This is a genomic window from Lentzea sp. NPDC042327 (genome assembly GCF_040647275.1).
GTDB lineage: Bacteria > Actinomycetota > Actinomycetes > Mycobacteriales > Pseudonocardiaceae > Lentzea.
On record NZ_JBEZBX010000016.1, the window covers coordinates 117,669 to 143,936 of the forward strand.

Genomic DNA, 26,268 nt, shown 5'->3' on the forward strand with positions numbered 1-26,268 from the left:
GGTCGGAGGGATTCACCGTGGAAACCCCTGCGCTCCACCCACGCCGTTCCGTGCTCGCCCTCGCCCTCGCCCTCACCGCACCCCTGCTCGTCGCGCCGGCCGGTCAGGCCCTCGCCCAGCCGCCCTCTGCCCAATGGGTTTCGGCGCCGTACACCTACACCGTGCAGAAGCCGCACAACCTCGCCACCAGCGCGCGCTACAAGTTCGAAGGCGGCGTCCACACCATGTGGGTCTACGACTACGACGAGCCGCACACCCCTGGCAGCCCAACTGATCCCCGCACCGAGCTGCGCTTCAACCAGGAGTACTCCAGCGGGTCGCGCGCCTGGGAGGGCGAGGTCTACATCCCGTCCGGCGTCAGCGGCCCGACGGTCGTGCAGATCCTGCGCGGCAGCCGCCCGGACGGCACCCGCGCCACCGACGTGATGCTCAACGTCGCCAACATCAACGGCGGCACCCTGCGCAAGGACAGCGACCAGGTCATCGCGACCGGCATTTACAACAAGTGGTTCCGCATTCGCGTGGAGCACACCGCTGTCGCGGGCGGGCGCGGCACCGTGAAGACCTATTACAACGGCACCCTCAAACTCACCCACCAGGACGAGGGCCCGGCCACGCGGTACTTCAAGAACGGCGTCTACCACCACGGCAGCGGCCGCGCGGAGGCCCGTTTCCGCAACATCACCTACTGGCGCCAGTGATCCTTTGCCGGAACGGCAACGGAAGTGGTGCGGGTCGGGTCGCGGCTGGCAGGTTTCACCCATGCACGTTTTCCTCACGGGCGCCGGCGGCTACATCGGCGGCGCCGTCGCCAGGCGGCTCATCGGCGCCGGCCACACCGTGCGCGGCCTGACCCGCACCCCCGGCGTCGTCGGCGAGCTGGCCGCGGCGGGCATCGACCCGGTCGTCGGCGACCTCGGCGACACCGCCCTGCTCGACCGGGAGGCCCGGCGGGCGGACGCGGTCGTCAACACCGCGAACAGCGACCACCGCGGTGCGGTGGACACCTTCGTGGAGGCGTTGCGCGGCACGGACAAGGTGCTGGTCCACACCAGCGGCACCAGCGTGGTCGGTGACGACGCGCAGGGCGGGCCGTCCGGCACCGTCGTCGACGACGCCGTGCCGTTCACCCCGGGGGACCACCCGGTCCGGCGTGCCCGCTACGACCTCGACCGCGCCGTGGTCGACGCGGACCTGCGCTCGGTCGTCCTGTGCAACTCGCTGGTCTACGGCACCGGCACCGGCCCCCGCCCGCAGACCGTCCTGGTCCCGCCGCTGGTCGAGCAGGCCAGGAGCAGCGGTGTGGTCCGCGTGGTCGGCCGCGGCCTCAACCGCTGGTCCACCGTGCACCTCGACGACATGGCCGACCTCTACCTCCTGGCCCTCACCGAGCCCGCGGCCACCGGGTTGTACTTCGTGGCGGGCGGTGAGGACGTCTCGTTCGCCGACATCGGCCAGGCCATCGCCCGCCGCCTCGGCCTCGGCCCGGTGCGGCCGTGGGGCCTGGAGGAAGCCGGTGCCGCGTGGGGCGAGGGGTTCGCCCGCTACGCGCTCGGCGCCAACAGCCGGGTCCGCGCCACCCGCGCCCGCGCCCTCGGCTGGCGCCCCTCGCGTCCGTCCCTCACGGACTGGCTCGAACACGAGATGCCCTTATCGTGAGCGCATGGGCTCACAGGTGGCGGTGGCATCGCTCGGCGGCACGATCACGATGACGGGCTCCGGCGCGGTGTCACCGACCCTGGGCGCGCGGGACCTCGTCGGCGGCCTGGAGGTCGGCGAGATCGCCACCCTCGCCACCACCCCCGGCGCCTCGCTGACGTTCGACGTGCTCTTGGAGACCTTCGACTGGGCCGACCGGCAGGTCGCCGAGGGCGCGAGTGGTGTGGTGATCGTCCAGGGCACCGACACCCTCGAAGAGACCGCGTACTTCTTCGACTGCCTGTGGCCGCACGACCACCCGCTCGTCGTCACCGGCGCCATGCGCCACCCCGGCCTGCCCGGCGCGGACGGCCCGGCGAACCTCGCGGCGGCCGTCGCCGTGGCCCGGGCCGAGAACTCCCGCGGTCGCGGCGCGCTCCTCGTGCTGGGCGACGAGGTCCACGCCGCCCGCTGGGTCCGCAAGACGCACAGCAGCCTGCCCAGCGCGTTCAGCTCCTTCCCCGGCCCGCTCGGTCTCGTCGTGGAGGGCGCCCCGCACTACTTCCACCCCGCCCACCGGCTGCCCGCCCTGCCACGGCCCCGCACCGTGCCACCGGTCCCGCTCGTCGAGGCCACGATCGACGACGACGGCACCCTGCTCGACTGGCTCGACGTCGGGGGAGTGGTCATCGCCGCGACGGGCGTCGGGCACGTGTCGGCGGGCATGGCCGCGGCGATCTCACGGGCGCGGTTCCCGGTCGTCGTCGCCACGCGGACGGGCGCGGGCACCACGTTCCAGAACACCTACGGCTTCACCGGCTCCGAGTCCGACCTCATCCAGCGCGGCGCGGTGATGGCCGGCTGGCTATGTCCCCGTAAGGCACGCGTGCTGCTGCGGCTCGCCCTCGGCGCGATGGTGCCTATCAACGACGTATTCGCAGCTCGCGGCGGGGTTTTCTAGCTCTGTTTTCACCCGAACGAGCCAGTTACTTGGTTTCATTCCACGCCATAGCGTCCCCGGAATGACCGCGATCACCTCCACGCCGTACAGCCGGGACCTCGGCGACGAGCTCCGCCGGATAAGGGAGTCCTGCACGCCGTTCCACGGCCGCGCGATGGCACTGCACCTCGGCTGGGACCCGAGCAAGGTGTCCGACATCGAGTTGGGCAAAGCCCGCGCCAGTGAGATCGACCTGGCCCAGTACCTCGCGACGTGCGGCAAGGACCTGGAGTTCCTGACGGACTTCCGCCGCCGGTACTACAACGCCTTCGACCTCTACCTCGCGCAGGTGCCCGACAACCTGCGCACGCTCGCCATGACCGAGGCGATGGCCACGAAGATCACGGCCTACGACGTGCTCACACCCCACGGCCTCCTTCAGACGGAGGACTACGCGTGGGCGCTGTTCGAGGACGTAGGACTCGAAGCGCCGGAGGACATCCGGAAGTACGTGCAGGCGCGCATGGACCGGCAGTCGATCCTGCGGAGCCACAACCGGCCGGAGTGCCTGTTCTACGTTCACGAACGCGCGTTGCAGGCACGGTTGGGCAATGCGGCGCTCATGGAGGACCAGTACCTCCGGCTGTTGTTCAACACGCACATCCTCCGGGTGGTGCCCGCGAACTTCACCGCGTTCCGGTCGGCGTGTGCGCTGTACGAGTTCGGAAAGGCGTCACCGGTGACGTACACGGAAACCGAGCTGGCGCATGTGTTCGCACAGGAAGACAGGGCCGTGAAGCGCGCCAGGCGGCTCTTTCGGCGGCTGGATGAGGTCGCGTTGGATGAGGAACAATCGCGGAGCAAGCTGGCCGAGTACGTCAGCGGACTGCGAGAGGACCTCGATGACCGGCGAACGGACCTTCCGTAAGAGCAGCTACAGCGGTGGAACGGGCGAAAGCAGCTGTGTGGAGGTGTCACTGGCCCAGGACGCGCTCGTGCGGGACACCAAGAACGTGAGCGGTGACGTGCTCACGTTCTCGACTCCCGCGTGGCGCGCGCTCGTCAGCTGGATCGGCTGACGGCGACCGAGGTGTTCGCGGTCTCGACCGTCACGCGGACGGTCTGAGGGGCGAGCGACTGCAGGTACTGGGCGTGGTCGCGGCCGATGGTGTCGCCGAGCGCGATGAACGCGAGGCGCGGCAGGTCGAACGCCGTGGTGGCGCAGAAGTCCTCCAGCCGGTCGAAGCCGCGCCGGATGCCGGTGGCGTCAAGGCCGAAGACGGCGTGCCGGTCGAGCTTGGCGGCGCCCACGTCGAGCAGGTGCAACGCGTGCAGGGCGTGGGTGAACGCCATCGCGCACACCTCGATGCGGGCGCACGACGCCAGGAGCGTGCGCACCATCGACGGGTGCAGCGACTTGCCGGACGTGCGCAGGACGACGTCGATGCCGGCTCGGCGGAACTTCTCGACGATCTCGAACAGGCCGGGCACGCCGAGGGGTTCGCCCCCTCCGAGCGTGACCGCGTCGGGGCGCATGGAGATGAGCGCCTTGGCGATGTGCAGCATGCGGTCGTGGCTGAGCCGCGCGTGTGCGACGTCCCAGGTGATGTCCATGGGCAGGGCTCCCTGAAGGCTCGGCGGATGCGCCGATCGAAGCCGGGGAGGTGTCCCGCTGTCAGGTGACCGGTGTCCCGAACCGGCCGGGACGGCGGTTGACCGGCGCGTGGTCAAGAGCTGCCTAGGCCTGCTTCCCGTGCCGCCACGATGGCCTGCGCGCGGTCCGCGACCTGGAGTTTCGTGAAGATGGCGGAGACCCGGTTGCGGACGGTCTTCTGCGAGAGGCTGAGCCGGTGCGCGATGGAGGCGTTGTCCTTGCCGGAGGCCATCAGCTCCAGCACGTCGCGTTCGCGGTCGGTCAGCTGCGGGAACGCCACCGCCTTGGACGACGAGATCGCCGTGAAGTAGCCCATCATGCGCTGGGCGATGGTCGCGCTGAAGATCGCCTCACCGGCTCCTATGGCCTGCACCGCGCGCACGATCTCGTCGTCGTCCGTGGTCTTGACGAGGTACCCGCGTGCGCCGGCCCGCATCGCGGCGAAGACGAGTTCGTCGTCCTCGTGCATCGTCAGCACGAGCACGCCGACCTCCGGCAGGGCCGCCAGCATCTGCTTCGCGGCCTCGACACCGCCCAGCCGCGGCATGTGCAGGTCGAGCACGACGACGTCCGGGCGGGTGGCGAGCACGACCTCCACGGCCTCGACGCCGTCGGCCGCCGTGCCGACCACCGCGATGCCGTCCTCGCCGTCCAGCAACGCCTTCATGCCGCGCCGGAACACCGGGTGGTCGTCGGCGATCACGACCCGCGCCATCGAGAACCTCCCGCATCAGCGGACTTCCAGCGGAAGCCGCGCGACCACCCGAGTGCCGTGTGGTTGTGCGGGTCCCACTGTGCACGATCCGCCCAGTTCGGCGCAGCGTTCTCGCATGGAGTCCAGCCCGACGCCGGGCGTCGCGTCCGGTGCCACGCCGCGGCCGTCGTCGGTGATCTCCACGACCAGGTCGCCGTCGTGCCGGACCGTGATGACGCAGTGCCGTGCGCCCGAGTGCCGTGCGGTGTTCGTCAACGCCTCCGCGACGATCCGGTAGGCGGCGACCTCGACCGCGGCGGACAGGCCCTCGACCTCCTCGACCTCGACGCGCACCGCCAGCTCGCCGTGGAACCGCGCGGCCTCGTCCCGCACCGCCAGCGCCAAGCCCTGGTCGAGGATCGGTGGCCGCAACCCGTCCACCAGCCTGCGCACCTCGCCCGCCGTGGAGTCGACGTCACCGAGCACCGGGTCCAGCGCCTCACCCATCGACCGCCGCAATGCCTTGAGCTGCAACCGGATGCCCACCAACGCCGGTCCCACGCCGTCGTGCAGGTCGCGCCGCAGCCGCAGCCGTTCTTCTTCGCGCGCACGCACGAGCCGTTCGCGAGCGAGTTGCAGATCGGCCGTCAGCTTCATCGACTGGGCGGCCGGTGCGGTGGACCGCGCCAGGTCGACCAGGAGGCTGAGCTCCTTGTCGCTCAACCGCTCGTCCGGCGCACGCGGCTCGACCACCAGGTCACCGACCGCGGCACCGCGGTAGGTCATGGGGAACCGCAGCTGCGGCCACCCGCGGCTGCGCCCGTGCTCGGCCAGCACCGACCCGCCGCGGATCGCGACGTACGGCAGCTTCAACGACTCGGCGACCGTCTGCGCGACGGTCGGCAGCACGTCCTGGGACCGTTCGAGCTTCTCGCTCAACGTCGACAGCGCGGCATAAGGGTCAGACCGTTCGCCATAAAGCCACCGGTCGAGCTTCTTCTGCACCCAGCTGCGGAACGGCGCGAACACCAGCCCCGCCGCCACGACCCCGATGACCTCGGCGTCACTGCTGAACAACTGACCGGCCGCGAGCATCACACCCAGGTAGATGAGCAGCAACGCCACCGTGAGCGTGCCGTAGAGCAACGACCGGTGGATGAGCAGGCTGATGTCGTACAGCCCGTACCGCACGATCGCGATCACCGCGGCCGCCGGGAACGCCAGCACCCCGATGACCCACGCGAAGTGCCCGTCCGTGGTCTCCAGCGCCGTCGCGACGACCGCCAGCGCCAGCAACGCGAACGCCCACACGAGCAGCCGGCGTTCGTCCCCCTCGGCCCGCCGCCAGCGCAGGAACAACGCCGCCACCGCCGCGACCACCGACACCCCGGCCGCGAGCACGGCGACCACCGTGATGCCCTTGGCCAGCCCGCCACCCGCGTGCTCCCAGAAACCCGCCGGGTCACCCCACGACCCCCAGGCGAGCCCGACCGTGCCGAGGACGGCGCTCACCAGGCTCGCGCCGATGGCGAACCACCACCGGTGCCCCAACGGCCTGCCGTTCGGGAAGACCAGCGCCACAGCGGGCAGCAGCGCGTAGGTCGGCCACCAGACCCACGCCTCCACCCACCGCGCCGGGTGCTCGACCGGCTGGCCCGCCACGGCGACCGTGATCCCGCCGAACAGGCCCATGACGAGCAGCAACCAGCCGACGGCCGACCGTTCCACGTGACCGATCACCCGCACCCCGAGCAGGGTGCAGGCGAAGGCCACGAGCCAGTTGCGGGGATGCGAGACCGCGCCGGTGAGCGCCGTGTGCACCACGGCGTAGAGCACACAGGCGGCCACCAGCGCGCCGACGACCCTGGCGAGGGCGACCTCGCCGCGGGTCAGGCGCTGAGCCAGTGCCACAGGTTGTGGAACGGAGAACCGGAGTCCATCGTGCTGAGCCCGGACCCGCCCGGCCAGCCCTGGAACGTGAGCAGTCGGTGCCGCAGCTGCTCCACGGTCATCGGCTTGCCCGGCCGGTGGGCGTGGTCGAAATCGACGTCACCAGGCTGCGGGCTCATCGCCCGCGCCTGAAGCTCCGCGTACCAGGACAGGAGCTCTTCGTCTGACATGGTCGAGAAGTAGGGCGGCAGCTGTACTTCCTGCCCGGCTTTCTGCTCGGACTTCGACATGCCCAGTAGGAGCCGTCGTGCACACCCCAGATACACGGGTGGCCCCGATCGTTGCGACGATCGGGGCCACGCGGGGTTGCGCTGGTGACTCAGGGTAGGACCTGCATCGCGATGACCGCTTTTCCGGTTGTCCCCCCGTGCCATCATCGGCTGCGGTGGAGGTGGCGCCGTGCCGACACTCGGCGAAGTCGGGGAAAAGCTCCGGTTGGTGCTCGACAAGATCAGCCAGGCGATCGGCGCGGCGCACACCGCGGCGGACCTGGCCGAAGATGCCCGGCGCCTGGTCGGTGTCGCCGGTTGGGCTCACCTCAGAACACATCGCACGACTTCGGGGTCGGCTGCCACCACCTGTGCAGGAACGAGGCCAGAAGACGTACGGGCGGTGGTTCACACCAGATTCCCCTGATCAGGAAATCGTGAGTGGCGGGGGAGCGGAGGCTGATGCTGCCGCCGAGTTCCTCAAGAGCCTCGACATGCCCCGTCGCGGTGTGCCGTTCGTGGCCTCGCATGTTGAAACGAAGCTCGCGGTGCGCATGCGCAACAACGGTATGAGCAGATGATCACAGGAGGTGAGAAGGCGCCGTGGTGACACTCAGAGCCGTTTTCGACCACGAAACCGGCATGTCTCCGCTCCTCGTCAGCACTCACGACGAGCTGGCCGAGCTGATCGCTCAGGTGATCGCGCTGTCGGAAGGCGAATCGATCGCCTCGATCGTGGAGATCGGAGTCGACGACGAGAACCCGTACGCCTTTCCCGCGCTTCAAGCGGGCATCGGGCCGGAGTCCGGTTTCGTCTACGAGCTGTGGAGTTCCTCGCGGGCGACGATCGGCGCGTCGGACGCCGACGGCACCGTCCTGTTCGACTACGCGGGTCACGTGCAGGAGATCCCGTCGCGCCACGTCGTGCCGCTTGCGGCAGTGCGGGCTGTGCTGTCGGCCTATCTCGAACACGACGGGTTCATCCCACCGGACTTCGCCGCGCTGCACGAGGTCGAGGACTGAGCACGGGTTCTGCCTGCGCAGAGCAGGCAGAACCCGCGGTTGCTACGGCAGGACCTGGATCTTGCGGCCCTTCCCGGCCTTGAACTGGTCGAGCGCGCCGGCGTAGTCGGCCAGCGGCAGCCGGTCGCTGATGAACACCTCCGGGTCGAGCACCCCGGTCGCGAACAGGTCGGCCGCCCGTTCGAAGGAGTGCAGCACCGCCATCGAGCCGGTGATCGTGATCTCCTGGTTGTAGATCTTGTACGGCTCGATCGTGACCCGCGCCGAGTAGTCCGAGACGCCGAACTGGAGGAACGTGCCGCCCTTCGCGACCCGGCCCAGCCCGTCCTGGATGGCCTTCTCGTTGCCGGTCGCGTCGATGACGAGGTCCCAGCCCTGCGGCCGGTCCAGCTCGTCCGGCGACGCCGCCGTGGCCGTGACGCCCAGCTGCTGCGCCGTCTTGAGCCGATCGGCGTTGAGGTCGACGACCTCGATGGACGACGCGCCGGTGAGCTTGCCGAGCTGGAGCATCATCAGGCCCATCGTGCCCGAGCCGTAGATCAGCACCCGGGACGCCATCTGCGAGCGCAGCACGTCGTAGCCGCGCACCGCGCACGACAGCGGCTCGATCAGCGCCGCGTCCTCGGTCCGCACGTGGTCGGGCAGCTTCACGCAGTTCGCCACCGGCGCCACCGCGTACTCCGCCGCGCCACCGGCCGTCGTGACGCCGATGGCCGCCCAGCGCTCGCACAGGTTGTTCTTGCCGTTGCGGCACATCCGGCACTCGTGGCAGTACAGCGACGGGTCGACGGCCACGCGGTCGCCGACCTTCACCTCGTTGACCTGCGCACCGATTTCCACGACCGTGCCCGCGAACTCGTGGCCCGGCACGACCGGCAGGGTGGGTGCGAACTCGCCCTGCAGGATGTGCAGGTCAGTGCCGCACAGGCCGCACGCCGCCACGTCCACGACCACTTCGCGCGGACCGCACCTGGGATCGTCCACAGTGGTCACCTCGACGGACCCGACGCCCGTGATCACTGCTGCTTTCACTTGACCGCTCCCAACGAAAGGCCCTGGACCAGCTTGTCCTGGGCGGCGAACCCGGCGATGAGCACCGGCAGAGACACCACGACCGCGGCCGCGCACACCTTCGCGAGGAACAGGCCCTGCGAGGTGACGAACCCGGTGAGGTAGACGGGCGCGGTACCGGCGACGACACCGGTCAGCACCCGCGCGAACAGCAGTTCGTTCCAGCTGAAGATGAAGCAGATCAACGCCGTCGCCGCGATGCCCGGCATCGCGATCGGCGCCACGACCCTGCGCAGGATCGTCAGCAGGCCGGCACCGTCGATCGACGCGGCCTCCAGGATCTCCTTCGGCACCTCGGACAGGAACGACCGCATCAGCCACACCGCGATCGGCAGGTTCATCGAGGTGTAGAGCAGCGTGAGGAACGAGATGTTGTCGAGCATCCCGGAGAACTGCGCGAACAGGTAGATCGGCAGCAGCGCCGCGACGACCGGCATCATCTTGGTGGACAGGAAGAAGAACAGGACGTCCGTCCACTTCTCCACCGGCCTGATCGACAACGCGTACGCGGCCGGGATCGCCAGCAGCAGCACGATGATCGTCGAGCCGATGGACGCGCTGAACGAGTTCAGCAGCGGCGGCCACGCGCCGGCGTCGAAGAACTCGCCGTACCCGTCCAGCGTCAGCGGCGCCAGCAGCGACGGCGGGTTGGTCGCGGCGTCCGACTCGCTGTGCAGCGAGGTCAGGAACATCCACGCCACCGGCGCGAAGAACACCAGGCCGCAGAACCAGGCGAGCGCGCCCCAAGCGCGGCCGATCCACTTGGCGGTCATCGCTTCTCCTCCTTGAACAGCGAGGACACCGTGCGCAGCGCGAACGTCGCGATGATGATCGACCCCGCCACCACGATCACGCCGGCCGCGGAGGCCTCGCCGTACTCGTGGGCCTGGTAGAAGGTCTGGTAGATCATGTACGGCAGGTTCGCCGTGCCCAGACCACCGGACGTGATGGTGAAGACGGCGTCGAAGTTCTGCACGACGTAGATCGAGCCGAGCAGACCGCCGAGCTCCAGGTACTGCCGCAGGTGCGGGAACGTCAGGTACCGGAAGATCTGGAACGACGACGCGCCGTCGATCGTCGCGGCCTCGACCGGTTCGACCGGCTTCGACTGCAGGCCCGCCAGCAGGATCAGCATCATGAACGGGGTCCACTGCCACACCAGCGACAGCACGACCGCCGTCATCGGCATGCTGGAGATCCAGTCCGGCTGGGCGTCGAACCCCAGCCAGTTCAGGATGCCGTTGAACAGGCCGTACTCCGGGTTGTAGAGCACGTGCTTCCAGATCAGCGCCGCCGCCACCGGCACCACGAGGAACGGTGCGATCAGCAGCGTGCGCACCAGCCCGCGGCCGGCGAACTTCTTGTCCAGCAACAGGGCCAGCCCCAGCCCGAGGACGAGGCTGATGAGCACGACCGACGCCGTCAGCACGATGGTGTTGACGACCGACGAGCGCAGGTCGGGGTCGGTGAAGACGTTGACGTAGTTGTCGAACCCGGCGAACCCGCGGTTGGCGGGGTCGAGCGAGTTCCACTTCATGAACGAGATGACCAGCGTGGCGACGAACGGCAGCTGCGTCACGATGATCAGGAAGATCAGCGCGGGCAGCAGCGGTGCCCGCGTGACCCACCGGTTGGTCTTCTTGCGGGGGACGGGCGGCGGCCGGTCGTCGGTGTCCGGCCGCGCCTGCGTCATGACTGCCATGTCAACGGCCCCTTCACTGGCCCTTGTACTTCGCGGCGACTTTCTCAGCGAGCCCCTGACCGTTGTTCAGCGCCTCGTCGACGCTCACCGCACCCGCGATCGCGGAGCTGATCTGCTGCGACACCTGCGTGCCCAGGTCGGTGAACTCGGGGATGCCGACGAACTGGATGCCGGGCGCCGGACGCTCCTGCACACCGGGGTTGAGCGGCTTCGCGCTCTTGATCGCGGCCTCGGCCATCGCGGAGAACGAGCCGGACGACTGCTTGTACTCGGCGCGCTGGTAGGTCGACGCGCGCTTGCCGTCGGGCAGCTTCGACCAGCCGAGGTTCTTGCCGACCAGCTCCTCGTAGCCCTTGCCGGACGCCCACGAGACGAACTTCCAGGCCGCGTCCTGCTTCTTCGAGGCCTTCTGGATGCCGAACGCCCAGGTGTAGAGCCAGCCGGAGCTGTCGGTCTTCACGACCGGCGCCTGGGTGAAGCCGAGCTTGCCCTTGACCGGCGAGTCGGCGGCCTCCAGCAGACCGGCGGCGACCGTGGCGTCGTACCACATCGCGACCTTGCCCTGCGTCATGTTGTTCAGGCACTCGGCGAACCCGGCCTGCGGGGCGCCCGCCTCACCGTGGTTGCGCACCAGGTCCACGTAGAACTTGGTGGCCTCCTTGAACTCCGGCGCGTTGACCTGCGCCTGCCAGTCCTTGGTGAACCACGTGCCGCCGAAGGTGTTCACGACCGTCGTGAGCGGCGCCATGACCTGGCCCCAGCCCGGCTGGCCGCGCAGGCAGATGCCGCGCACCTCGGGCGTCGCGACCTTCTGCGCCGCCTCGGCGACCTGCTGCCAGGTCGGCTTCTCCGGCAGCGTGACGCCCTTGGCCTCGAAGATGTCCTTGCGGTACATGAGGAACGACGACTCGCCGTAGAACGGCTGCGCGTACACCTTGCCGTCCGCAGCGGTCAGCGACTGCTTGATCGGCTCCAGGATGTCGGCCTGGTCGAAGGCGCTGTCCTTGGCCACGAAGTCGTCCATCGGCGCCAGCCAGCCGTTCTTGGCGAACATCGGCGCCTCGTAGTTGGAGATCGTGGCGACGTCGTACTGACCGGCCTGGCTGGAGAAGTCCTGGCTGATCTTGTCGCGGACGTCGTTCTCGGGCAGCACGGTGAAGTTCACCTTGATGCCGGTGTCCTTGGTGAAGTTGTCCGCGGTGAGCTTCTGCAGGTCCTGCATCTGCGGGTTGTTCACCATCAGGACGTTCACGGAGTCGGCACCGCCGCCTCCGCCACCGCCGGCGCCCGCGCAGGCGGAAGCGAGGAGCAGCACAGCGGTCGCGGCGCCGAGCGTGCGGATCGACGACATCGTCGGTTCCTTTCGGGGGATTTCGGGCACGGCGAAGACACCAGGCGTACCCGTCAGGGGCTTGTCCTGGCGTCTGCAAGTACCGCCAACTGGCTGTTGGCGGTACTTGCAGACGCCCTCAGGCTCTGATCACTTTGGGGCCGAGCAAGGAGTAGCGGTGGGCCTCGTGGGCGGACAGGCCCGAGTCCGTGACGATCGCCTCCAGGTCGCCGATCTCGGCGAACCGGTTGAAGCTCGACACGCCGAACTTCGTGTGCACCCCGACGAAGATCTTCCGCCGGGACACGCTGAGCGCCTTGGCCTTCACCGCGCCGACCACCGGGTCGGGCGTGGTCAGACCGTGCTCGCGGGAGATCCCGTTCGCACCGATGTAAGCCAGGTCGATCACCATCTCGCCGAGCATCCGCAGCACCCAGTGGTCCACGGTGGCCAGCGTGTGGCCGCGGACCCGGCCGCCCAGCAGCAGGACGACGCACGACGGGTGCTCCGACATCGCCGCCGCGGTCGGCAGCGACGCGGTGATGACCGTGAGCGGGTTGGTGGTCGGCAACGCCTCCGCGACGAGCTGCGGCGTGAAACCCTCGTCGATGAAGACCGTCTCGGCGTCGTCGAGCCGTTCGGCCGCGGCCTTCGCGATGCGCCGCTTCTCCGGCACGTGCGACCCGGCCCGGAACCGCAGACCGGTCTCGAAGCCGGCGCTCTCGACCGGAACCGCGCCACCGTGCGTGCGCCGCACCAGCCCGTGCTCGTCGAGCAACCGCAGGTCACGCCGGACGGTCTCCGGTGCGACCTGGAGCTCCTGGGCCATCTCCACCACGTCGACGCGCCCGTCGGCGCGAGCCCTGGCCAGGATGCGGCGCTTGCGGTCCTCGGCTCGCATGTCACCTGCCCGTTCGGATCTGCTGATGCCCGTTCGGGCTGTGCATAGATGAAACACCCCTGAAACGTTGTGGTCGGTACCACAACAGAGTGACATCTTGCCCGGTTTCAGCCCGTTTCACATGGCAAAAGCCGCGCCCACCTGGGACGCGGCTTTCGGGCATGCCCGTTTCGGGTGTCCGAATGGCCCGTTTCTAGCCCAACCAGGCAGCCGCGTCGACCGGCAGCCTGCCGTCGTCGTCGAGCGGCACGCTGGTCACCACCGGTGTCCCGGGCAGCGCGACCGGGTGGCCGGACAGGTTGACGACACAGGTGTGGTCGCCGCGCCGGAACGCCAGCACGTCCTCGCCCAGGTCGAGCCACTCCAGGTCGCCCTCGACGGCCTTGCGCAGGGCGAAGACCCGCCGGTACAGCTCCAGCATGGACCCCGGTTCGCCGGTCTGCGCGCTGACCGAGAACTCCTGCCAGTTCTCCGGTTGCGGCAACCAGCTCGGACCGTCGTCAGCGGACCAGGGGAGCGGCACCCGGCACCCGTCGCGCCCGCGGTCGGTGAACCCCGACCGGTGCCACACCGGGTCCTCCCTCAGCTCGTCCGGCAGGTCCTCGACCTCCCACAACCCCAGTTCCTCGCCCTGGTAGACGTACACCCCACCGGGCAGCGCCGCCGTGAGCATGATCGCCGCGCGGGCCCGTTTCGTGCCCAGTTCGAAGTCCGTGGGCGCCCCGTGCTGCCGGTCCGCGAACGAGAACCCGGTCTTCTCCCGCCCGTACCGCGTGACGTGCCGCGTGACGTCGTGGTTGGACAGCACCCAGGTCGGCGGCGCGCCCACGGGTTCGTGCGCCGCGAGCGTGCTGTCGACGACCTTGCGCAGCTCGGCCGCGTTCCACGGGCAGCACAGGAAGTCGAAGTTGAACGCGCTGTGCATCTCGTCGTTGCGCAGGTACCGCGCGAACCGCTCCGGGTCCGGCAGCCACATCTCCCCGACGAGGATCCGGTCGCCGTCGTACTCGTCGACGACCTTGCGCCAGTGCCGGTAGATCTCGTGCACGCCGTCCTGGTCGGAGTAGGGCAGGTCCGCGTCCGGCTTCGAGAAGTCCTTGACCAGCCCGTCGGCCACGTCGATGCGGAACCCGTCGACACCCCGGTCGAGCCAGAAGCGCAGGATGTCCTCGAACTCGGCGTGGACCACCGGGTTCTCCCAGTTGAAGTCCGGCTGCTCGGCGGCGTAGAGGTGCAGGTACCACCGCCCGTCGTCGAGCTTGCTCCACGCGGGCCCGCCGAACCGCGACTTCCAGTCGTTCGGCAGCTCCTCGCCGTCCCGGATGTGGAAGCGGTCCCACAACCCGTCCCTGAACCACGGGTGCTGGTCGCTGCAGTGGTTCGGCACCAGGTCGATGATGATCCGGATGCCGAGGTCGTGCGCGTCGGCGATGAGCTCCTCGGCATCGGCCAGCGTGCCGAACACCGGCTCGATGTCGCGGTAGTCGGCCACGTCGTACCCGCCGTCGGCCAGCGGGCTGGGGTACCAGGGGTTGAGCCAGATCGCGTCGAACCCGAGTCCGGCGATGTGCTGGAGACGCTGCCTGAGGCCGGCGAGGTCGCCGACGCCGTCACCGTTGCCGTCGGCGAAGCTGCGGAGGTAGACCTGGTAGATGGATGCGTTGCGCCACCAGCTCATGCGCGGTGTCCTTTCAGCCCTTGATAGATCCTGCGGTGAGCCCCGCGAGGATGTGCCGCTGGAACGCCAGGAACAGCGCCACCATCGGCAGGCTCGCCAGCACCAGCCCGGCGAGCAGGAGGTTGATCGGGGTGTCCGGTGCGAAGCGCTGCAACGCGACGCTGAGCGTCTGCTTCGCCGGGTCGGGGAACACGAGCAGCGGCCAGATGAAGTCCTTCCACGCCGCCACGACCGTGAAGATGGAGACGACGGCGAGGATCGGGCGCGAGATCGGCAGGACGATGCGCGTGAGGACCGTCCAGGTGCTCGCACCGTCCATCCTGGCCGCCTCCAGCAGCTCCTCGGGGATCTGGTCGAAGAAGCGCTTGAGCAGGTAGACGTTCAGCGCGTTCGCCGCGGCCGGCAACCAGATGCCGGCCGGGTTGTTCAGCAGGTCCAAGTCGGTGAGCGTGAGGTACACCGGCACCAGCAGGGCCGTGGCGGGCAGCATCATCGTGGCCAGCATCAGGCCGAGGACCACGTTGCCGAACAACGGCTTCAGCTTCGACAGCGCGTACGCGGCCGGGATGATCACGACCATCTGCACCGCCCACGCCCCGAACGCGACGACGACGGTGTTCAGGAAGAACTTGCCGAGGTCCATGTAGTTCCAGGCGTCGGCGTACGCACCCGGCTCCCACGTCCGCGGCAGGACCGTCGGCGGCTGCTGGGCGAGCTCGGCCGGTGGTTTGAACGCACCGAGCAGCACCCACACCAGCGGCACGAGGAACGCGACCGTGAACAGGACGAGGGTGAGCGCGAGGACGACCCAGTAGAGCTTGCCGCCGGGTTTGGTGAGGGTCCTCACGCGTCCGCCCTCCTGGTGAGCTTGAGGTAGAGGAAGGAGAAGACGCCGAGCACCGCGAACAGGATGAGGCTGAGCGCGCTGGCGGTGCCGAAGTCGTTGTAGACGAAGGCGTAGCGGTAGAGCAGGAGCAGGACCGTGACGGTCGAGTCCTCCGGGCCGCCGCCGGTCATGATGAACGGCTCGGTGAAGACCTGCATGGTCGCGACGACCTGCAGCAGCAACAACATCAGCAGCACGAACTTGGTCTGGGGGATCGTGACGTTCCAGACCTTCCTGAAGATCCCCGCGCCGTCGAGCTCCGCGGCCTCGTACAGCTCGCCGGGGATCGTCTGCAGCGCGGCCAGGTAGATCAGCGTCGCCGCGCCCATGTTCGCCCACGTGGTGAGCAGGACGATGCTGATCAGGCTGGTGTCCGCCGAGTCGAGCCACTGCAGGCCCGGCAGCCCGGCTCCGCGCAGGACCGAGTTGAACAGGCCGGGTCCCGGGTCGTAGAACCACTTCCACAGCAGGGCCGTGACGACCGGCGGCAGCATCACCGGCAGGTAGACCAGCAGCCGGAAGTAGCCCTTGGCGTGCCGCAGCTCGTTGAGCACCACGGCGGTGAGGAACGGGACGCCGAAACCGATCAGCAGCGCGAGGACCGTGTAGTAGGCCGTGTTGCGCCACGCCACCGCGAACAGCGGGTCGTCGAACAGGCGCCGGAAGTTCTCCCAGCCGACCCACTCGGGGTCGGAGACGAAGTTGACCTGCTGGAAGCTCAGGACCACCCCGCGCACGATCGGGTACCAGGAGAACACCGCGAAGACGACGAGCGCGAGGCTGAGGAAGCCGTACGCGGTGACGTGCCGCCGCAACCTACTTCACCTGCGCCAGAACGGCGTTGACCTTGGTCTCCGCGTCCGCGAGCAGCTGCGCGTGGTCGGCGTCCCTGTTCGTGAGGACCGCCTGCACGACGTTGTCGAGGATCGCGTAGACCTGCTGCGCCTGCGGCGGTTCGAGGCTGCCCCTGGTCTTCTCCGAACCGTCCACGTAGGCCTGGAAGTTCTGCACCGGCATGGTGGCGTACCTGCCCTTGAGCTCCTCCTGCCGCTTGCGCGGCTCACCGGTCCAGATGTCGGCGATCGGCGGGATCGGCAGGCCGACGGGCTGGCCGCGGTCCTTGTACTTCTGCAGGTTCGCTTCGAGCCGGTCCGGGTTGAGGTACTTCCACTGCACCCACTTGAGACCGGCCTTGATCTTCTCCGGCGTGGCCTTCGGGTTGATCATGTAGCCCTCGCCGCCGAGCAGCGTGCCCTGCTGACCGGGGATCGCGGCGAGGCCGTAGTCGTCGTACTTGCCCTTGAACTGGTTGACGATCGCGGCGACGTTGTCCGGCGCGGCCAGGTACATGCCGAGCTGCCCGGCGCCCATCATGTTCTGCACGTCGCCGATCTCCAGGAGCTGCTTCTCGCCCATGGAGCCGTCGTCCCAGCGCATCTCCCTGAGCCGGCGCAGGACTTCCTTGCCCTTGTCGTTGTTGAAGTCGGCCTTGTACTTCTCGCCGTCCTTGCGCGCGACGTCCCCGCCGACGGACTTCATCCACGTGGTGAAGTGCCAGCCGCCCTGGTTGCTCTTGCTGTACTCGGCGAACCCGGTGACACCGGCGTCCTTGAGCTTCTTGGCGGCCGCGCGGACCTCGTCCCACGTCCGCGGCGGCGTGTTCGGGTCGAGGCCCGCCTTGGTGAAGTTCGCGCGGCTGTAGAGCAGGCCCATCGTGTAGTTGGCGGTGGGCAGCCCGTAGACCTTGCCGTCGACCGTGAAGACGTCCTTGAGCTCCTGCTTGAGGTCGCCGTAGTGCGGGACGTCCTTGACGTGGTCGGTGATGTCGGCGGCCTGCTTGCGCGCGATGAGCGCCGCCGGATCGGTGAAGTAGACGTAGAAGACGTCCTCCAGCTGCCCGCCGGCGAGCTTGGCGGAGAACGTCTTCGGGTCCATGAACCCCTCGTGCGGCACGAGGTCGACGTCGGGGTTCTGCTGCTCGAACTCCGCGACGTCCTCGTCGAACACCTTGCGGTCGAACGCCTGCGTCTGCGGCGGCTGACCGTTGATGTTGATCACGACCTTGCCGCCCGTGTCAGCCGTGGTACCGCTCCCACAGCCGGCAACGAGCACGCAGCCCAACAACACGGCAGCGGACTTCTTCATGGTGGGGCCGCCCTTCTCGCGAGCGCGTCGATGTGACGGCGACCATAAGTCTCCGTTACATCTGAACGCAATATCCAGACTGAAACTCGCAAGAAGTTGACTGACCTACCTGGCCGGTGCCGTGGAGGCCCTCACCACCAGTTCCGGCTCGAACAGCAGCTCGTCGGGCGCGACGGCGTTGCCGCTGATCTGGTTCGCCAGCAGCTCCACGGCCGCCCGCCCCATGGCCTCGATCGGCTGCCGCACCGTGGTGAGGGGCGGATCGGTGCAGGTCATGAAGGCGCTGTCGTCGTACCCGATGATCGACACATCCTTGGGCACGTCCAGCCCCGCCCGCCGGACGGCCCTGATGGCGCCGAGCGCCAGCGGGTCACTGGCGCAGATGATCGCCGTGACGCCGCGCTGCACCAGCTTGGTCGCCGCCGCCTGCCCGCCTTCGAGGCTGAACATGGCGTGCTCGACGTCCGCCCCGCCACACCGCTGGATCGTCTCCAGCTTGCGCTGGCTCGGCATGTGGTCCGGCGGCCCCAGCACCGCACCGATCCGCTTGTGCCCCAACGAGGTCAGGTGCCCGTACGCCTGCTCCACCGCCACCGTGTCGTCGCAGCTGACCCGCGGGAACGCCAGGTCGTCTATGGCGGCGTTGACCAGCACCGCGGGCAGCTTCCTGGCCATCATCTGCTGGTAGTGCCCGTGGCTTGCATCCCTTTGCGCGTACAGCCCGCCGGCGAACACGATCCCGCTGACGTGCTGTTCGAGGAGCAGCTCCAGGTACTCCGCCTCCGTGACCCCACCGGCCGTCCGCGTGCACAGCACGGGCGTGAAGCCCCGTTGGGCCAACGCGTTGCCCACCACGTCCGCGAACGCCGGGAAGATCGGGTTCTGCAGCTCCGGCAGCACCAGCCCGACCAACCGTGCCCGCTCACCCCGCAGCTGCGTGGGCCGCTCGTACCCCAGCACGTCCAGCGCCGTCAGCACCGCCGACCGGGTGGCGTCCGACACGCCGGGCTTGCCGTTCAGCACCCGGCTGACGGTGGCCTCGCTGACCCCGACCTTGGCCGCGACCTCGGCCAGCCTCCGTTGCGTCATGGCGCAAGTGTACGCAAGTTCTTGCGTTCATTTGCGCGCCAGGCCGAACGGGTGACGCTCCTGCCGTCCACAGGCTCCTTCTGCCTACCCTGAAAAATCTGTTGGCCGAGCCGGAGGACGCGCGATGGCAGATCCGGCCAAATCGGGCACCTCTCCCGCGATTGCGGCGCTCTTCTCCGGTGCTGTCTCCATACTGCTGACGCTGGCCGCAACCTTGGTCAGCCTGCGCAACGAGGCCGACAAGAAGCAGTTGTTCGAGGTTCTCAACTGGGTCATGTACGCCACCGGGGGAGCAACCTTCCTGATGCTGCTGTGGATCATCAGCCTTGATATCAAGAGGCGACTTGACTTGCTGGGTTCGCTTCATGACATAGATCGACACGTTGCGCGGCAGGTGCGGTTGGCCAAGCGCACCGACCATTTGGTGGTGTTCGAGAACGGGAACGGCAGGTGGACCGCGGAATGCGAGGTTGAAGCCGAACCGGGTCTCGCGGTCGGGTGGGTGACCTTCTCCGTCTTCGCAGCTGCGGCAGAAAGCAACGAGATGTGGCGAAGCGTCAAAGTCCGGCGGTTGCAGCTCGACGGCAGGGATTGCGACGTGGAGCGGTCTTACATCCGCAAGAGCAGGGCGCATGTCGAAGATCCGATGTTCAAGGGGCTCGTGCGAGAGGAAGGGGTCATCCGAATCCCGGTGACCTTGGAGAAGGGGCAGCCCAGGCGGCACTTCAAGCTGGAAGTGGACTTCATCGGGAGCATGCCTGCCCTGTTCAGTGAAGAGTCGCATGCTGTCGACACCCCTTACATCACCGATGAGCTCGACGTGCACGTGACCGGTGGACCAGGGCTGGAGATCTTCCCTTCGCCGACTGCATCGCACCTGGTAGAGGCCAGTCACAACAAAGGTGAGGATTGGGATCCTCAAGAGTCGATCCTCCAATCGGGCACCTGTCGGCACCGCGACGGAATCCACTGGCGTTCGAAGAACACCAAGCTCGGCTACCGCTATGAGATCAAGTTCGTCGCACGGCGAGTGATGTCCTCCGACCCGCAGGCCGGGTAGCCTTTGTGTCAAAGGGAGGAGATGCGATGACCTCCGACCGTTCGCTGCCTGATGACGCCTCTGACCGGGGCGCGCCATTGATACCCGATGTTCCGGCATCTCCAGGCCTGCCTCGCCCGCAGAGCGAGCCGGTGAGCAGGGTCGACTGGTTCCGCAGGGCGCCGAACGGCGGCACGGTCAATTGCGTGCCTCTCGCCACATCAGAGCCACCCCGTGACCAGGCAGCAGCCACGACCGAACAGTGAGATCGGCAAGGTCTTCGGCCTTCAGCCATTGCCCGGTGACCGTGTTGGAGCGGAACAGGAACGGCATGATGCTGAACTCGTGCCTCGGCGCGTGGTCGACGCTGAGGCCGCGCGCGTCGAAGCTGATCTGCTCCACATAGGACGGATAGGGCGGCTGCCAGTAGCAGAAACCCTCATTCGTGCGCTGAAGTGTCCGCGACCGCACAGAAAGCCCCCGAATCGCGCTGACGATGTGGTCCTCCGCGATGGCACTGAGGTCGCACTCGAAGATGCGCAGGTCGCCGAGGTGGTTGTGCGGGCTGAGCTTCGGCAGCGGACCCATGCGTTCGCGGAAGAACGTCAGATAGCTCGACCACTGGTCGAACCGCACCTCGACGGGTGGGATCTGGCTCGGTGCCGCCGAACGCCGGATGCCGGCGTGGTCCTCGTAGTCGACGGCGATCTGAGCCGATCCCAGCAGGTCGTCGACCGAGTCGAGGAAGAGCGACGGGTCGGTGATGTAGTAGAGCTCGAACAGGGGATAGCGGCATGCGGCGCTGATCGTGTCGCGCAACAACACGTTGCTGGTGGCGAAGATGACGAAGCGGTCGACGGGCACGCTGTGGCGGAACCGGTAGGTCTGGGTCGTCACGAGGTGGTAGGTCTTGGTGTCGATGCCCTGCAGTTCCATCCTCACCGTGGTGCTCGTGCTGATGGTGAGGTCCTTGCCGCGCGGTTGTAGACCGCTTCCGCCCAGAACTCCGGACACCACGTCCTGGTTCGCGTCGTTGGAACCGTAGATCGAAGACAGGAACGTCCGGAGGACTTCTCCCGGCGGCAGGTGTTCGACCATGCTGGGGCCGGAGATCCGGCTGAGCTCTATCACCAGCCGGCGATGCAGAAAGAGTTCATAGGCGCCCATCAGGATGCCGATCAAGGCGGGCAGCGGCCACAGGACCACCAACACGTCATGCAGCACGCTGCGCGCGGTCGGCTGCCACAGCAGGACTGCTGTCAAGTCGGCTGCGGCGGCCAGCAGGAGGACCACGGCGGTAACCAGCGCTCGTTTGTGCCTGCGCGCCGCCACCTTCCCGCCGCCCCCTCACTCCACCGGCTCGTCCATACATGGTGGGAGTGACGGGGCAGCGGCACCAGACCCGTTCGGTGGACGCCGTACTAGCGGGAGCGGTCCCACATCGGCTCGTCGTGCACGCCGACGTAGGTGCTCAGGCCGGCGCGGGGCTTGGTGTCGTCGGACGTCAGGTCGTCGTACAACCCGAGCAGGTGCGTGGTCATCGCGCTCTTCGCGCCCACCTCGTCGTGGCGGCGCAGGAACCAGATGACCTGCTCGTGCTCGTTCGCCGAGCGGTTGTGCACCTCGCGGGACGGGTGCGCGTGGCGCTTGCAGTCCTGCAGACCGGGCACGAGGGCCTGGTACATCTGCTCCAGCAGCTCGTTGTGCGCCGCGCGGATCAGTGCCGAGTGGAACTCCTCGTCCGCCTCGATCACCTCCTGCACGTCCTCCACCTCGGCGCGCTGGTAGCGGTGGTTGAGCTTCGCGAGCTCGTCCAGCTCGCCGTCACCCGCGCGGACCGCGGCCAGCGAGGCGGCCGTGGTCTCCAGGGCGATGCGCACCTCCAGCAGGTCGGTGTGCGTGAACTGGCGGGCGGCGAGGCGGCCCTCCAGGTGCTCCTCGACAGCGGTCAGGTCGGTGCGGCGGACGTACCAGCCCAGGCCGCGGCGGACCTCGACGATGCCTTGGAGCTGAAGGCGCTGCAGAGCCGTGCGCAACGACGAGCGGGCGACGTCCAGTTTGCGGGCCAGCTCCGGCTCGGTGGGCAGTCGATCACCCGCCCTGAGGGTGCCGCCGATGATCTGCTCCCGGAGCTTCTGCTCGATGAGCTCCGGAAGCGGCCGTCGCGAGTCGGGCGAGAGCGCCCAGCTCTCGCCCGGATGGGAGTCGTCGGCGGGCATTGGCCCAGCGTAGGGCGCTGGCGGTCTGGTTGCAACTTGTCTGGCAACCTGTCCGCAGTTGACAGACAACCTACAACTAGGCGATCCTTGCACTGGGGCGAGAGGCCTCGGACCGCCCACACCGAGGAGCCCCGGCTCGCCCAGTCGGGAGGGGAACGAGATGTCCGCAGGGAGTGCACTCGGAATCGCAGCAGCCGTCGCAGTCGCCGTCACCGCGATCGGATGGCGCACCGTGCTCACGATGGTCGCCGTCTCGGTCGTCGCGCTGGCCGTCGTCGGCTTCGTGAACGTCACCAGCATCATGTTCGGCTGATGAGCAGAACCAGGGTGCCCGGTCTGCGCCGCCCGCAGGCCGGGCACCTCCTCTTCCGGGCGCCGTTCCGGGAAAGGGCCACCGGGTGCTCTAGGGTCTCGGCGGTGGCCACTGCTCACACGCTGCACGCGCGCATCGCGCCCGCAGCCGTCCTGGTCGACGAACGGCGCACGCTCTACCGCCTCGCGGCCGACCTGTTCGCGCCGGGCACCGAGTTGTCGGACAACCTCGCCGACCACCCGGTCGTCCGCTACGAGATCGGCCGCGCCCTCGCCGGTGCCGGCGACCTGGACCTCGCCCGCCTGCACGAGGCGGCCGGCCTGCGCGTGCGGGACGCCGGTGTGCCGGTGGCCGCGGACCCGAGGTCGGCCGCGCTGCTCGAAGCACCGCTGCGGATCATCGCGCCGCCCGGTGTGGTCGTGGAGCCGCTGACCGAGGCGGACGGGGAGCGCTTCTCGGCGGCGCTGCGGGTCGTCGCCGACGGCGTCCGGCTGTTCCGCGCGCTCGCCCCCGACACCGCCGTCGACCTGCTCGCCCACGTGTCGATGCTCGCCGTGCTCAAGCGGGAGACGTCCGGGGGAGTCGTCTCCGCGTCGTCGCGGTACGTGCCCGGCATCGTGCTGGTCGACGAGCCCGCGCTGCCGATCGAGGTGGCCGAGGCCCTCGTGCACGAGGGCGCGCACGAGAAGTTCTTCGACCTGGCGATCACTCGCGAGTTCCTCGACGCGCACGCCGAGGACGTCGAGCTCTTCGAGACGTCCTGGTCGCACGCGCGGTGGCCGCTGGAGCAGACGTTCGCGGCCTGGCACGCCTACAGCTGCCTCGCCCAGTTCGCGCAGGCCTGCGCGGGCGTCGAGCCCGGCCCCGACTCGCTGCTGCCGAAGGCGCGCGAGCGGGCCGAGGAGATCGGCGCGTGGCTGCTCACCCATGAACAGGACCTGCGTCCGGACGCGCGCTGGCTGTTGCGCGCTCTCGCGGGCGAGCCGGGCGGCGCTCCGTCCGTTGTGGACGACGGCGGTGCCGGGATCGGCGACGGCGACCGGTTCCGCCTCGGCGCGGGCGTCCGCCACCGGCGTGCCGCGTCGGGACGCGCGGTGGTGGGCCGGGTGGCCCCGCTGCCGGAGATCTTCTTCCTGGACGAGGACGCGGGCCGGGTGATCGGCCGGCTGCCGCACGACGGCGGTCCGGTGGCGTACGACGACATCGTTGCGGGGGCGAGCAGGTCGTGGACGGTGGACGGGGAGACCGCGGCGCGGCGTTCGAGGGCCGCGCTGGCCTCGCTCCTGGCGAGCTCGATCGTCGAACGGGTGTCCTGAGCGGTCCGCGGCTGGCGCTCCCGCCGGGTGCCGTTCGTCCCGGTGAAGCGGTACGGCTTACCGAAGGTTCCGCCGCGCGAACACGATCGGGTGAGAATGCAAAGCTGCTCGCGCCGGGCTCGTCCGCGTCGGTAAAACTGCTGGTGAAAGGGGTTTGCGGTCCGACGTAGACTGCCGAATCCCGTTCCGCGGGAAGCGGCGGTTGACGGCCCACGAAGCCCGGTCCGCTAGTTTTCGGCGACGCACGTTCCGGTTCGAGTTCCGCACCGGTGCGGTGCGGCACCATCTGAAGATCATCACAGGGTTCCGCTTCACTTCTCGAGAAGGAACGATGACCACCCCGAACCAGCCTCTTCGCCGGCCGCAGACTCCCGGCTTCCCTGTTCCGCACCTCCCGACCGGTGCGGGTCCGGTGATCGGTCAGCCCGTCACCCCGGTCGACTGGTTCAGGCGGATGCCGAACGGTGGTGGCACCGTCTACCTGCGGCCCCCTGCAACGAACTGAACGACTGGTGAAAGGGACCGCTGCGGCGGTCCTTTTCCATGAGTGCCCACTTTGGTCGGCAGGTGGAGAGCGTCGACGGTCAGGTCAGACGCAGGGGTGTCACCCCGCCGGTCGATCCGGCGCCTGGTCCTATTCCTCGTTCGGGTGCACACCTCCTCGTGGTCGTATAACAACTGGGCCACAAGGCCTACTGTGAGTTGGTTACTGGTCCGTCAAGCGCACGCCGATGGTCTTAGATCTCGGCAACCCGCCGACCCCAACGGAGCAACCGATGCGCATGACGCCCCTGAGAACCGCCGGCCTCGCCGCCTCCGCCGTGGCGGCCCTGTTCGCGCTCACGACCGCCGCCACTGCCAAGCCGGCACCGGCGCCGGTGTCCGGTGACGAGCGTGCGGTCGCCTACGACGGCAACGTCGACATCAACCACAGGGACGCCTGCACCGTCGGTGGGCTCAGCGGCACGCCGATCGCGCCCGGCCAGTTCACCTTCACCGGTGGCGCGAACCAGCAGGACGTCGACATCACCGCCGTCCCGGCCGGCACCACGATCACGGGTGTCGTGGTCAAGGGCGGGGACGCCTACAACGTCTACCTGGCCCCCAAGCTCGCTTCGCTGCCGTGGAACGACCTGCGGGCGCCGCAGAACAACGGCGGGCAGGTGCCGGCGATCAGCCACTGGTACGCGTGCGGGACCACCACGCAGCAGTCGAGCAGCAGCAGCTCGACCACCACGACGACCACGACGACCACGACCACGTCGAGCAGTGGCACCACCACGACGACGACCTCGCCGGTGACGACCACGACCACCTCGTCCTCCGGCGCCGTCACGTCCGCGCCGGCCGTCACCACCACCAACGCCGCCGTCGTGCCGGTGAACGAGGACGACGACCTGGCCTCCACGGGCTTCGGGTCCGCCTGGCTGATCGGCCTGGGCGCCGCCCTGCTCGCCGCCGGTGCCGCCGTGCTGTTCGTGCTGCGCAGGCGCCGCGCATAGGGCCTGTGCCGAAGTCCATGTTCGCGATAGCCGGGCCTGAGGCGGCCCCTGGGGGCACGGGCGGACAGCCCACATACAACACCGGTATGCGGGCTGTCCGCCCGCACCGCCAGGAACCACCTCAGGCGCGACTCTCATCGAACGGGACCTCGACACAGGCCCTAGGAGTTCTGCATCAGCACGCCCCAGAGCGTGCCGAACAGGATGCGTGTGCGGACGTGGAACTCCACGTCCTCGGAAGCCGCCCCGCCACCGTAGGTCTCCACGGTGCGCCGGGCGGCTTCCGCGCCTTCGGCACCGGCCAGGCAGGCGAGGTCCCAGGCGACCGGGCCGCGCCAGGTGTCCTCGAAATCGAGCCACACGGGACCGTGCGGGCCCATCAGCAGGTTGCCGCAGTGCGGGTCGCCGTGCAGAGGCTGGACGTCGCGGTAGTGGGCGTCCCACGACGCCATGAGCTCGGCACGGCGTTCACGGAACGGTTCAAGATCCGGCACGCCTATGCCATTCAGATAGGCCAGCGTGTTGTCGACGTCGTCCACAGGGCCGCGCACGGGCAGAGGGCCGTCATAGGACCGCAGCTCGGCGTGCAGGGCGGGCAGCAGCTTGAGCACGTCAAGGCGTGAGAACTCGTAGCCGGGGTCGTGCGGCACGAACGTGCTGAACGACACCACGAACCCGTCGTACGGATGCGGCCCCGCGGGAAGCTCTGCCGAGGGCATCACGACCGGCACGCCACGAGCGGCCAGGAACGCGGAAATCGCCAGGTCACGCGCGAAGTGATCGGCCACGGACGGGCGCACCAGGGCCGTGCGGGCGGCGACACGGGCCACCACCGGTGCCGGGCGCAGGTGGACGATGACGTTGCTGCCGTCCTTCAGCACGGCCGGGTCCGTGGCGGTGATGCCGTGCGCGGCGGCCAGTGACACGGCGGCCCTCACGGCGGCAGAGGCGCTCATGGGGACGAGGGTC

Annotated in this window: 29 protein-coding genes; 12 read left to right on the forward strand and 17 right to left on the reverse strand. The window is 68.7% G+C overall.

The genetic code is table 11. The annotated features are described in order from the left end of the window. Positions 1 to 17: 17 nt before the first annotated feature. The 5 genes from AB0A63_RS32880 to AB0A63_RS32900 all read left to right on the forward strand — a co-directional run bounded on the left by AB0A63_RS32880 (position 18) and on the right by AB0A63_RS32900 (position 3,657). Positions 18 to 701, forward strand: coding sequence for a polysaccharide lyase family 7 protein (locus AB0A63_RS32880; protein ID WP_360398105.1), 684 nt, complete (start codon positions 18 to 20; stop codon positions 699 to 701). 61 nt (positions 702 to 762) lie between these two features. Further along, positions 763 to 1,659: an NAD-dependent epimerase/dehydratase family protein gene (locus AB0A63_RS32885; RefSeq protein WP_360398107.1), complete on the forward strand. Its 897-nt coding sequence runs from the start codon at positions 763 to 765 to the stop codon at positions 1,657 to 1,659. Positions 1,660 to 1,663: 4 nt separating this feature from the next. Next, positions 1,664 to 2,599 carry an asparaginase gene (locus AB0A63_RS32890; RefSeq protein ID WP_360398109.1) on the forward strand — a complete coding sequence of 312 codons (936 nt, stop codon included), beginning with the start codon at positions 1,664 to 1,666 and terminating at the stop codon, positions 2,597 to 2,599. Between the two features lie 61 nt (positions 2,600 to 2,660). After that, positions 2,661 to 3,506, forward strand: coding sequence for a DUF5753 domain-containing protein (locus tag AB0A63_RS32895; protein ID WP_360398111.1), 846 nt, complete (start codon positions 2,661 to 2,663; stop codon positions 3,504 to 3,506). Between the two features lie 37 nt (positions 3,507 to 3,543). Beyond that, entirely contained in the window at positions 3,544 to 3,657 is a 114-nt protein-coding gene (locus tag AB0A63_RS32900; protein WP_360398113.1) for a DUF397 domain-containing protein, read from the forward strand. Here AB0A63_RS32900 and AB0A63_RS32905 read toward each other — a convergent pair. From AB0A63_RS32905 to AB0A63_RS32920, 4 genes are all read right to left on the reverse strand, one after another. Beyond that, positions 3,641 to 4,192 carry a radical SAM protein gene (locus tag AB0A63_RS32905; protein ID WP_360398115.1) on the reverse strand — a complete coding sequence of 184 codons (552 nt, stop codon included), beginning with the start codon at positions 4,190 to 4,192 and terminating at the stop codon, positions 3,641 to 3,643. The two genes, AB0A63_RS32900 and AB0A63_RS32905, sit on opposite strands and share 17 nt — an antisense overlap. Positions 4,193 to 4,305: 113 nt before the next feature. Then, entirely contained in the window at positions 4,306 to 4,947 is a 642-nt protein-coding gene (locus AB0A63_RS32910) for a response regulator transcription factor (RefSeq protein WP_360398117.1), read from the reverse strand. 15 nt (positions 4,948 to 4,962) lie between these two features. Then, positions 4,963 to 6,837 (reverse strand): ATP-binding protein, encoded by a 1,875-nt coding sequence (locus tag AB0A63_RS32915; protein ID WP_360398119.1) that lies wholly within the window; start codon positions 6,835 to 6,837, stop codon positions 4,963 to 4,965. After that, positions 6,816 to 7,106, reverse strand: a complete 291-nt coding sequence (locus AB0A63_RS32920) for a hypothetical protein (protein ID WP_360398121.1) — start codon at positions 7,104 to 7,106, stop codon at positions 6,816 to 6,818. The genes AB0A63_RS32915 and AB0A63_RS32920 overlap by 22 nt, the downstream gene beginning before the upstream one ends. 169 nt (positions 7,107 to 7,275) lie before the next feature. Here AB0A63_RS32920 and AB0A63_RS32925 point away from each other — a divergent pair, with 169 nt between their 5' ends. From AB0A63_RS32925 to AB0A63_RS32935, 3 genes are all read left to right on the forward strand, one after another. Next, on the forward strand, positions 7,276 to 7,512 hold the full coding sequence (locus tag AB0A63_RS32925) for a hypothetical protein (RefSeq protein WP_360398274.1): 237 nt from the start codon (positions 7,276 to 7,278) through the stop codon (positions 7,510 to 7,512). Continuing rightward, positions 7,457 to 7,666, forward strand: a complete 210-nt coding sequence (locus AB0A63_RS32930) for a DddA-like double-stranded DNA deaminase toxin (RefSeq protein WP_360398123.1) — start codon at positions 7,457 to 7,459, stop codon at positions 7,664 to 7,666. The genes AB0A63_RS32925 and AB0A63_RS32930 overlap by 56 nt, the downstream gene beginning before the upstream one ends. A 61-nt stretch (positions 7,667 to 7,727) precedes the next feature. Continuing rightward, entirely contained in the window at positions 7,728 to 8,108 is a 381-nt protein-coding gene (locus tag AB0A63_RS32935; protein ID WP_360398125.1) for an Imm1 family immunity protein, read from the forward strand. Between the two features lie 42 nt (positions 8,109 to 8,150). Here the strand turns inward: AB0A63_RS32935 and AB0A63_RS32940 are convergent, their stop codons facing one another. From AB0A63_RS32940 to AB0A63_RS32985, 10 genes are all read right to left on the reverse strand, one after another. Then, a complete protein-coding gene (locus AB0A63_RS32940) occupies positions 8,151 to 9,140 on the reverse strand; it encodes a zinc-dependent alcohol dehydrogenase family protein (protein WP_360398127.1) in 990 nt (329 codons plus the stop codon). Continuing rightward, complete coding sequence (locus AB0A63_RS32945) at positions 9,137 to 9,952, reverse strand: carbohydrate ABC transporter permease (protein ID WP_360398129.1); 816 nt, start codon at positions 9,950 to 9,952, stop codon at positions 9,137 to 9,139. Before AB0A63_RS32945 ends, AB0A63_RS32940 begins: the two co-directional genes overlap by 4 nt. Next, positions 9,949 to 10,881, reverse strand: coding sequence for a sugar ABC transporter permease (locus tag AB0A63_RS32950; protein WP_360398131.1), 933 nt, complete (start codon positions 10,879 to 10,881; stop codon positions 9,949 to 9,951). The genes AB0A63_RS32945 and AB0A63_RS32950 overlap by 4 nt, the downstream gene beginning before the upstream one ends. A gap of 13 nt (positions 10,882 to 10,894) precedes the next feature. Beyond that, on the reverse strand, positions 10,895 to 12,232 hold the full coding sequence (locus tag AB0A63_RS32955; protein WP_360398133.1) for a sugar ABC transporter substrate-binding protein: 1,338 nt from the start codon (positions 12,230 to 12,232) through the stop codon (positions 10,895 to 10,897). A gap of 118 nt (positions 12,233 to 12,350) precedes the next feature. Next, positions 12,351 to 13,112, reverse strand: a complete 762-nt coding sequence (locus AB0A63_RS32960; protein WP_360398135.1) for a DeoR/GlpR family DNA-binding transcription regulator — start codon at positions 13,110 to 13,112, stop codon at positions 12,351 to 12,353. A 193-nt stretch (positions 13,113 to 13,305) separates the two neighbouring features. Continuing rightward, positions 13,306 to 14,790 (reverse strand): alpha-amylase family glycosyl hydrolase, encoded by a 1,485-nt coding sequence (locus tag AB0A63_RS32965; protein WP_360398137.1) that lies wholly within the window; start codon positions 14,788 to 14,790, stop codon positions 13,306 to 13,308. Positions 14,791 to 14,803: 13 nt separating this feature from the next. Then, positions 14,804 to 15,637 (reverse strand): carbohydrate ABC transporter permease, encoded by an 834-nt coding sequence (locus tag AB0A63_RS32970; RefSeq protein WP_360398139.1) that lies wholly within the window; start codon positions 15,635 to 15,637, stop codon positions 14,804 to 14,806. After that, positions 15,634 to 16,491, reverse strand: a complete 858-nt coding sequence (locus tag AB0A63_RS32975) for a sugar ABC transporter permease (protein WP_360398141.1) — start codon at positions 16,489 to 16,491, stop codon at positions 15,634 to 15,636. The genes AB0A63_RS32970 and AB0A63_RS32975 overlap by 4 nt, the downstream gene beginning before the upstream one ends. Position 16,492: 1 nt before the next feature. Continuing rightward, the gene (locus AB0A63_RS32980) at positions 16,493 to 17,821 is read right to left on the reverse strand and encodes an extracellular solute-binding protein (RefSeq protein WP_360398143.1); all 1,329 of its coding nucleotides are present in this window, start codon (positions 17,819 to 17,821) and stop codon (positions 16,493 to 16,495) included. 105 nt (positions 17,822 to 17,926) lie between these two features. After that, the gene (locus AB0A63_RS32985) at positions 17,927 to 18,910 is read right to left on the reverse strand and encodes a substrate-binding domain-containing protein (RefSeq protein ID WP_360398145.1); all 984 of its coding nucleotides are present in this window, start codon (positions 18,908 to 18,910) and stop codon (positions 17,927 to 17,929) included. Positions 18,911 to 19,034: 124 nt separating this feature from the next. On the opposite strand from AB0A63_RS32985, the gene AB0A63_RS32990 reads away from it, so the two are divergent. Beyond that, positions 19,035 to 19,970: a hypothetical protein gene (locus tag AB0A63_RS32990; RefSeq protein ID WP_360398147.1), complete on the forward strand. Its 936-nt coding sequence runs from the start codon at positions 19,035 to 19,037 to the stop codon at positions 19,968 to 19,970. 177 nt (positions 19,971 to 20,147) lie between these two features. Here AB0A63_RS32990 and AB0A63_RS32995 read toward each other — a convergent pair whose 3' ends face one another. Both AB0A63_RS32995 and AB0A63_RS33000 read right to left on the reverse strand, forming a co-directional pair. Beyond that, entirely contained in the window at positions 20,148 to 21,242 is a 1,095-nt protein-coding gene (locus AB0A63_RS32995; protein ID WP_360398149.1) for a hypothetical protein, read from the reverse strand. Between the two features lie 128 nt (positions 21,243 to 21,370). Continuing rightward, a complete protein-coding gene (locus AB0A63_RS33000; protein WP_360398151.1) occupies positions 21,371 to 22,168 on the reverse strand; it encodes a FadR/GntR family transcriptional regulator in 798 nt (265 codons plus the stop codon). Positions 22,169 to 22,328: 160 nt separating this feature from the next. Here AB0A63_RS33000 and AB0A63_RS33005 point away from each other — a divergent pair, with 160 nt between their 5' ends. The 3 genes from AB0A63_RS33005 (at position 22,329) to AB0A63_RS33015 (ending at position 25,299) form a co-directional block, all read left to right on the forward strand. Further along, the gene (locus AB0A63_RS33005) at positions 22,329 to 22,481 is read left to right on the forward strand and encodes a hypothetical protein (protein ID WP_360398153.1); all 153 of its coding nucleotides are present in this window, start codon (positions 22,329 to 22,331) and stop codon (positions 22,479 to 22,481) included. Beyond that, positions 22,481 to 23,797 carry an HEXXH motif-containing putative peptide modification protein gene (locus AB0A63_RS33010; RefSeq protein ID WP_360398155.1) on the forward strand — a complete coding sequence of 439 codons (1,317 nt, stop codon included), beginning with the start codon at positions 22,481 to 22,483 and terminating at the stop codon, positions 23,795 to 23,797. The genes AB0A63_RS33005 and AB0A63_RS33010 overlap by 1 nt, the downstream gene beginning before the upstream one ends. A gap of 782 nt (positions 23,798 to 24,579) precedes the next feature. Continuing rightward, positions 24,580 to 25,299 carry an LPXTG cell wall anchor domain-containing protein gene (locus AB0A63_RS33015; RefSeq protein WP_360398157.1) on the forward strand — a complete coding sequence of 240 codons (720 nt, stop codon included), beginning with the start codon at positions 24,580 to 24,582 and terminating at the stop codon, positions 25,297 to 25,299. Positions 25,300 to 25,460: 161 nt separating this feature from the next. On the opposite strand, the gene AB0A63_RS33020 is transcribed toward AB0A63_RS33015, so the two are convergent. Next, the gene (locus tag AB0A63_RS33020) at positions 25,461 to 26,255 is read right to left on the reverse strand and encodes a phosphotransferase (protein ID WP_360398159.1); all 795 of its coding nucleotides are present in this window, start codon (positions 26,253 to 26,255) and stop codon (positions 25,461 to 25,463) included. Positions 26,256 to 26,268 lie beyond the last annotated feature (13 nt).

Bases quoted from the DNA above. Each gene is read 5' to 3' on its own strand.
- AB0A63_RS32885 (WP_360398107.1), top strand. From the start codon at position 763: ATGCACGTTTTCCTCACGGGCGCCGGCGGCTACATCGGCGGCGCCGTC.
- AB0A63_RS32890 (WP_360398109.1), top strand. From the start codon at position 1,664: ATGGGCTCACAGGTGGCGGTGGCATCGCTCGGCGGCACGATCACGATG.
- AB0A63_RS32895 (WP_360398111.1), top strand. From the start codon at position 2,661: ATGACCGCGATCACCTCCACGCCGTACAGCCGGGACCTCGGCGACGAG.
- AB0A63_RS32905 (WP_360398115.1), bottom strand. From the start codon at position 4,192: ATGGACATCACCTGGGACGTCGCACACGCGCGGCTCAGCCACGACCGC.
- AB0A63_RS32910 (WP_360398117.1), bottom strand. From the start codon at position 4,947: ATGGCGCGGGTCGTGATCGCCGACGACCACCCGGTGTTCCGGCGCGGC.
- AB0A63_RS32920 (WP_360398121.1), bottom strand. From the start codon at position 7,106: ATGTCGAAGTCCGAGCAGAAAGCCGGGCAGGAAGTACAGCTGCCGCCC.
- AB0A63_RS32935 (WP_360398125.1), top strand. From the start codon at position 7,728: ATGTCTCCGCTCCTCGTCAGCACTCACGACGAGCTGGCCGAGCTGATC.
- AB0A63_RS32945 (WP_360398129.1), bottom strand. From the start codon at position 9,952: ATGACCGCCAAGTGGATCGGCCGCGCTTGGGGCGCGCTCGCCTGGTTC.
- AB0A63_RS32950 (WP_360398131.1), bottom strand. From the start codon at position 10,881: ATGGCAGTCATGACGCAGGCGCGGCCGGACACCGACGACCGGCCGCCG.
- AB0A63_RS32955 (WP_360398133.1), bottom strand. From the start codon at position 12,232: ATGTCGTCGATCCGCACGCTCGGCGCCGCGACCGCTGTGCTGCTCCTC.
- AB0A63_RS32960 (WP_360398135.1), bottom strand. From the start codon at position 13,112: ATGCGAGCCGAGGACCGCAAGCGCCGCATCCTGGCCAGGGCTCGCGCC.
- AB0A63_RS32965 (WP_360398137.1), bottom strand. From the start codon at position 14,790: ATGAGCTGGTGGCGCAACGCATCCATCTACCAGGTCTACCTCCGCAGC.
- AB0A63_RS32980 (WP_360398143.1), bottom strand. From the start codon at position 17,821: ATGAAGAAGTCCGCTGCCGTGTTGTTGGGCTGCGTGCTCGTTGCCGGC.
- AB0A63_RS32985 (WP_360398145.1), bottom strand. From the start codon at position 18,910: ATGACGCAACGGAGGCTGGCCGAGGTCGCGGCCAAGGTCGGGGTCAGC.
- AB0A63_RS32990 (WP_360398147.1), top strand. From the start codon at position 19,035: ATGGCAGATCCGGCCAAATCGGGCACCTCTCCCGCGATTGCGGCGCTC.
- AB0A63_RS33000 (WP_360398151.1), bottom strand. From the start codon at position 22,168: ATGCCCGCCGACGACTCCCATCCGGGCGAGAGCTGGGCGCTCTCGCCC.
- AB0A63_RS33005 (WP_360398153.1), top strand. From the start codon at position 22,329: ATGTCCGCAGGGAGTGCACTCGGAATCGCAGCAGCCGTCGCAGTCGCC.
- AB0A63_RS33010 (WP_360398155.1), top strand. From the start codon at position 22,481: ATGAGCAGAACCAGGGTGCCCGGTCTGCGCCGCCCGCAGGCCGGGCAC.
- AB0A63_RS33015 (WP_360398157.1), top strand. From the start codon at position 24,580: ATGACGCCCCTGAGAACCGCCGGCCTCGCCGCCTCCGCCGTGGCGGCC.
- AB0A63_RS33020 (WP_360398159.1), bottom strand. From the start codon at position 26,255: ATGAGCGCCTCTGCCGCCGTGAGGGCCGCCGTGTCACTGGCCGCCGCG.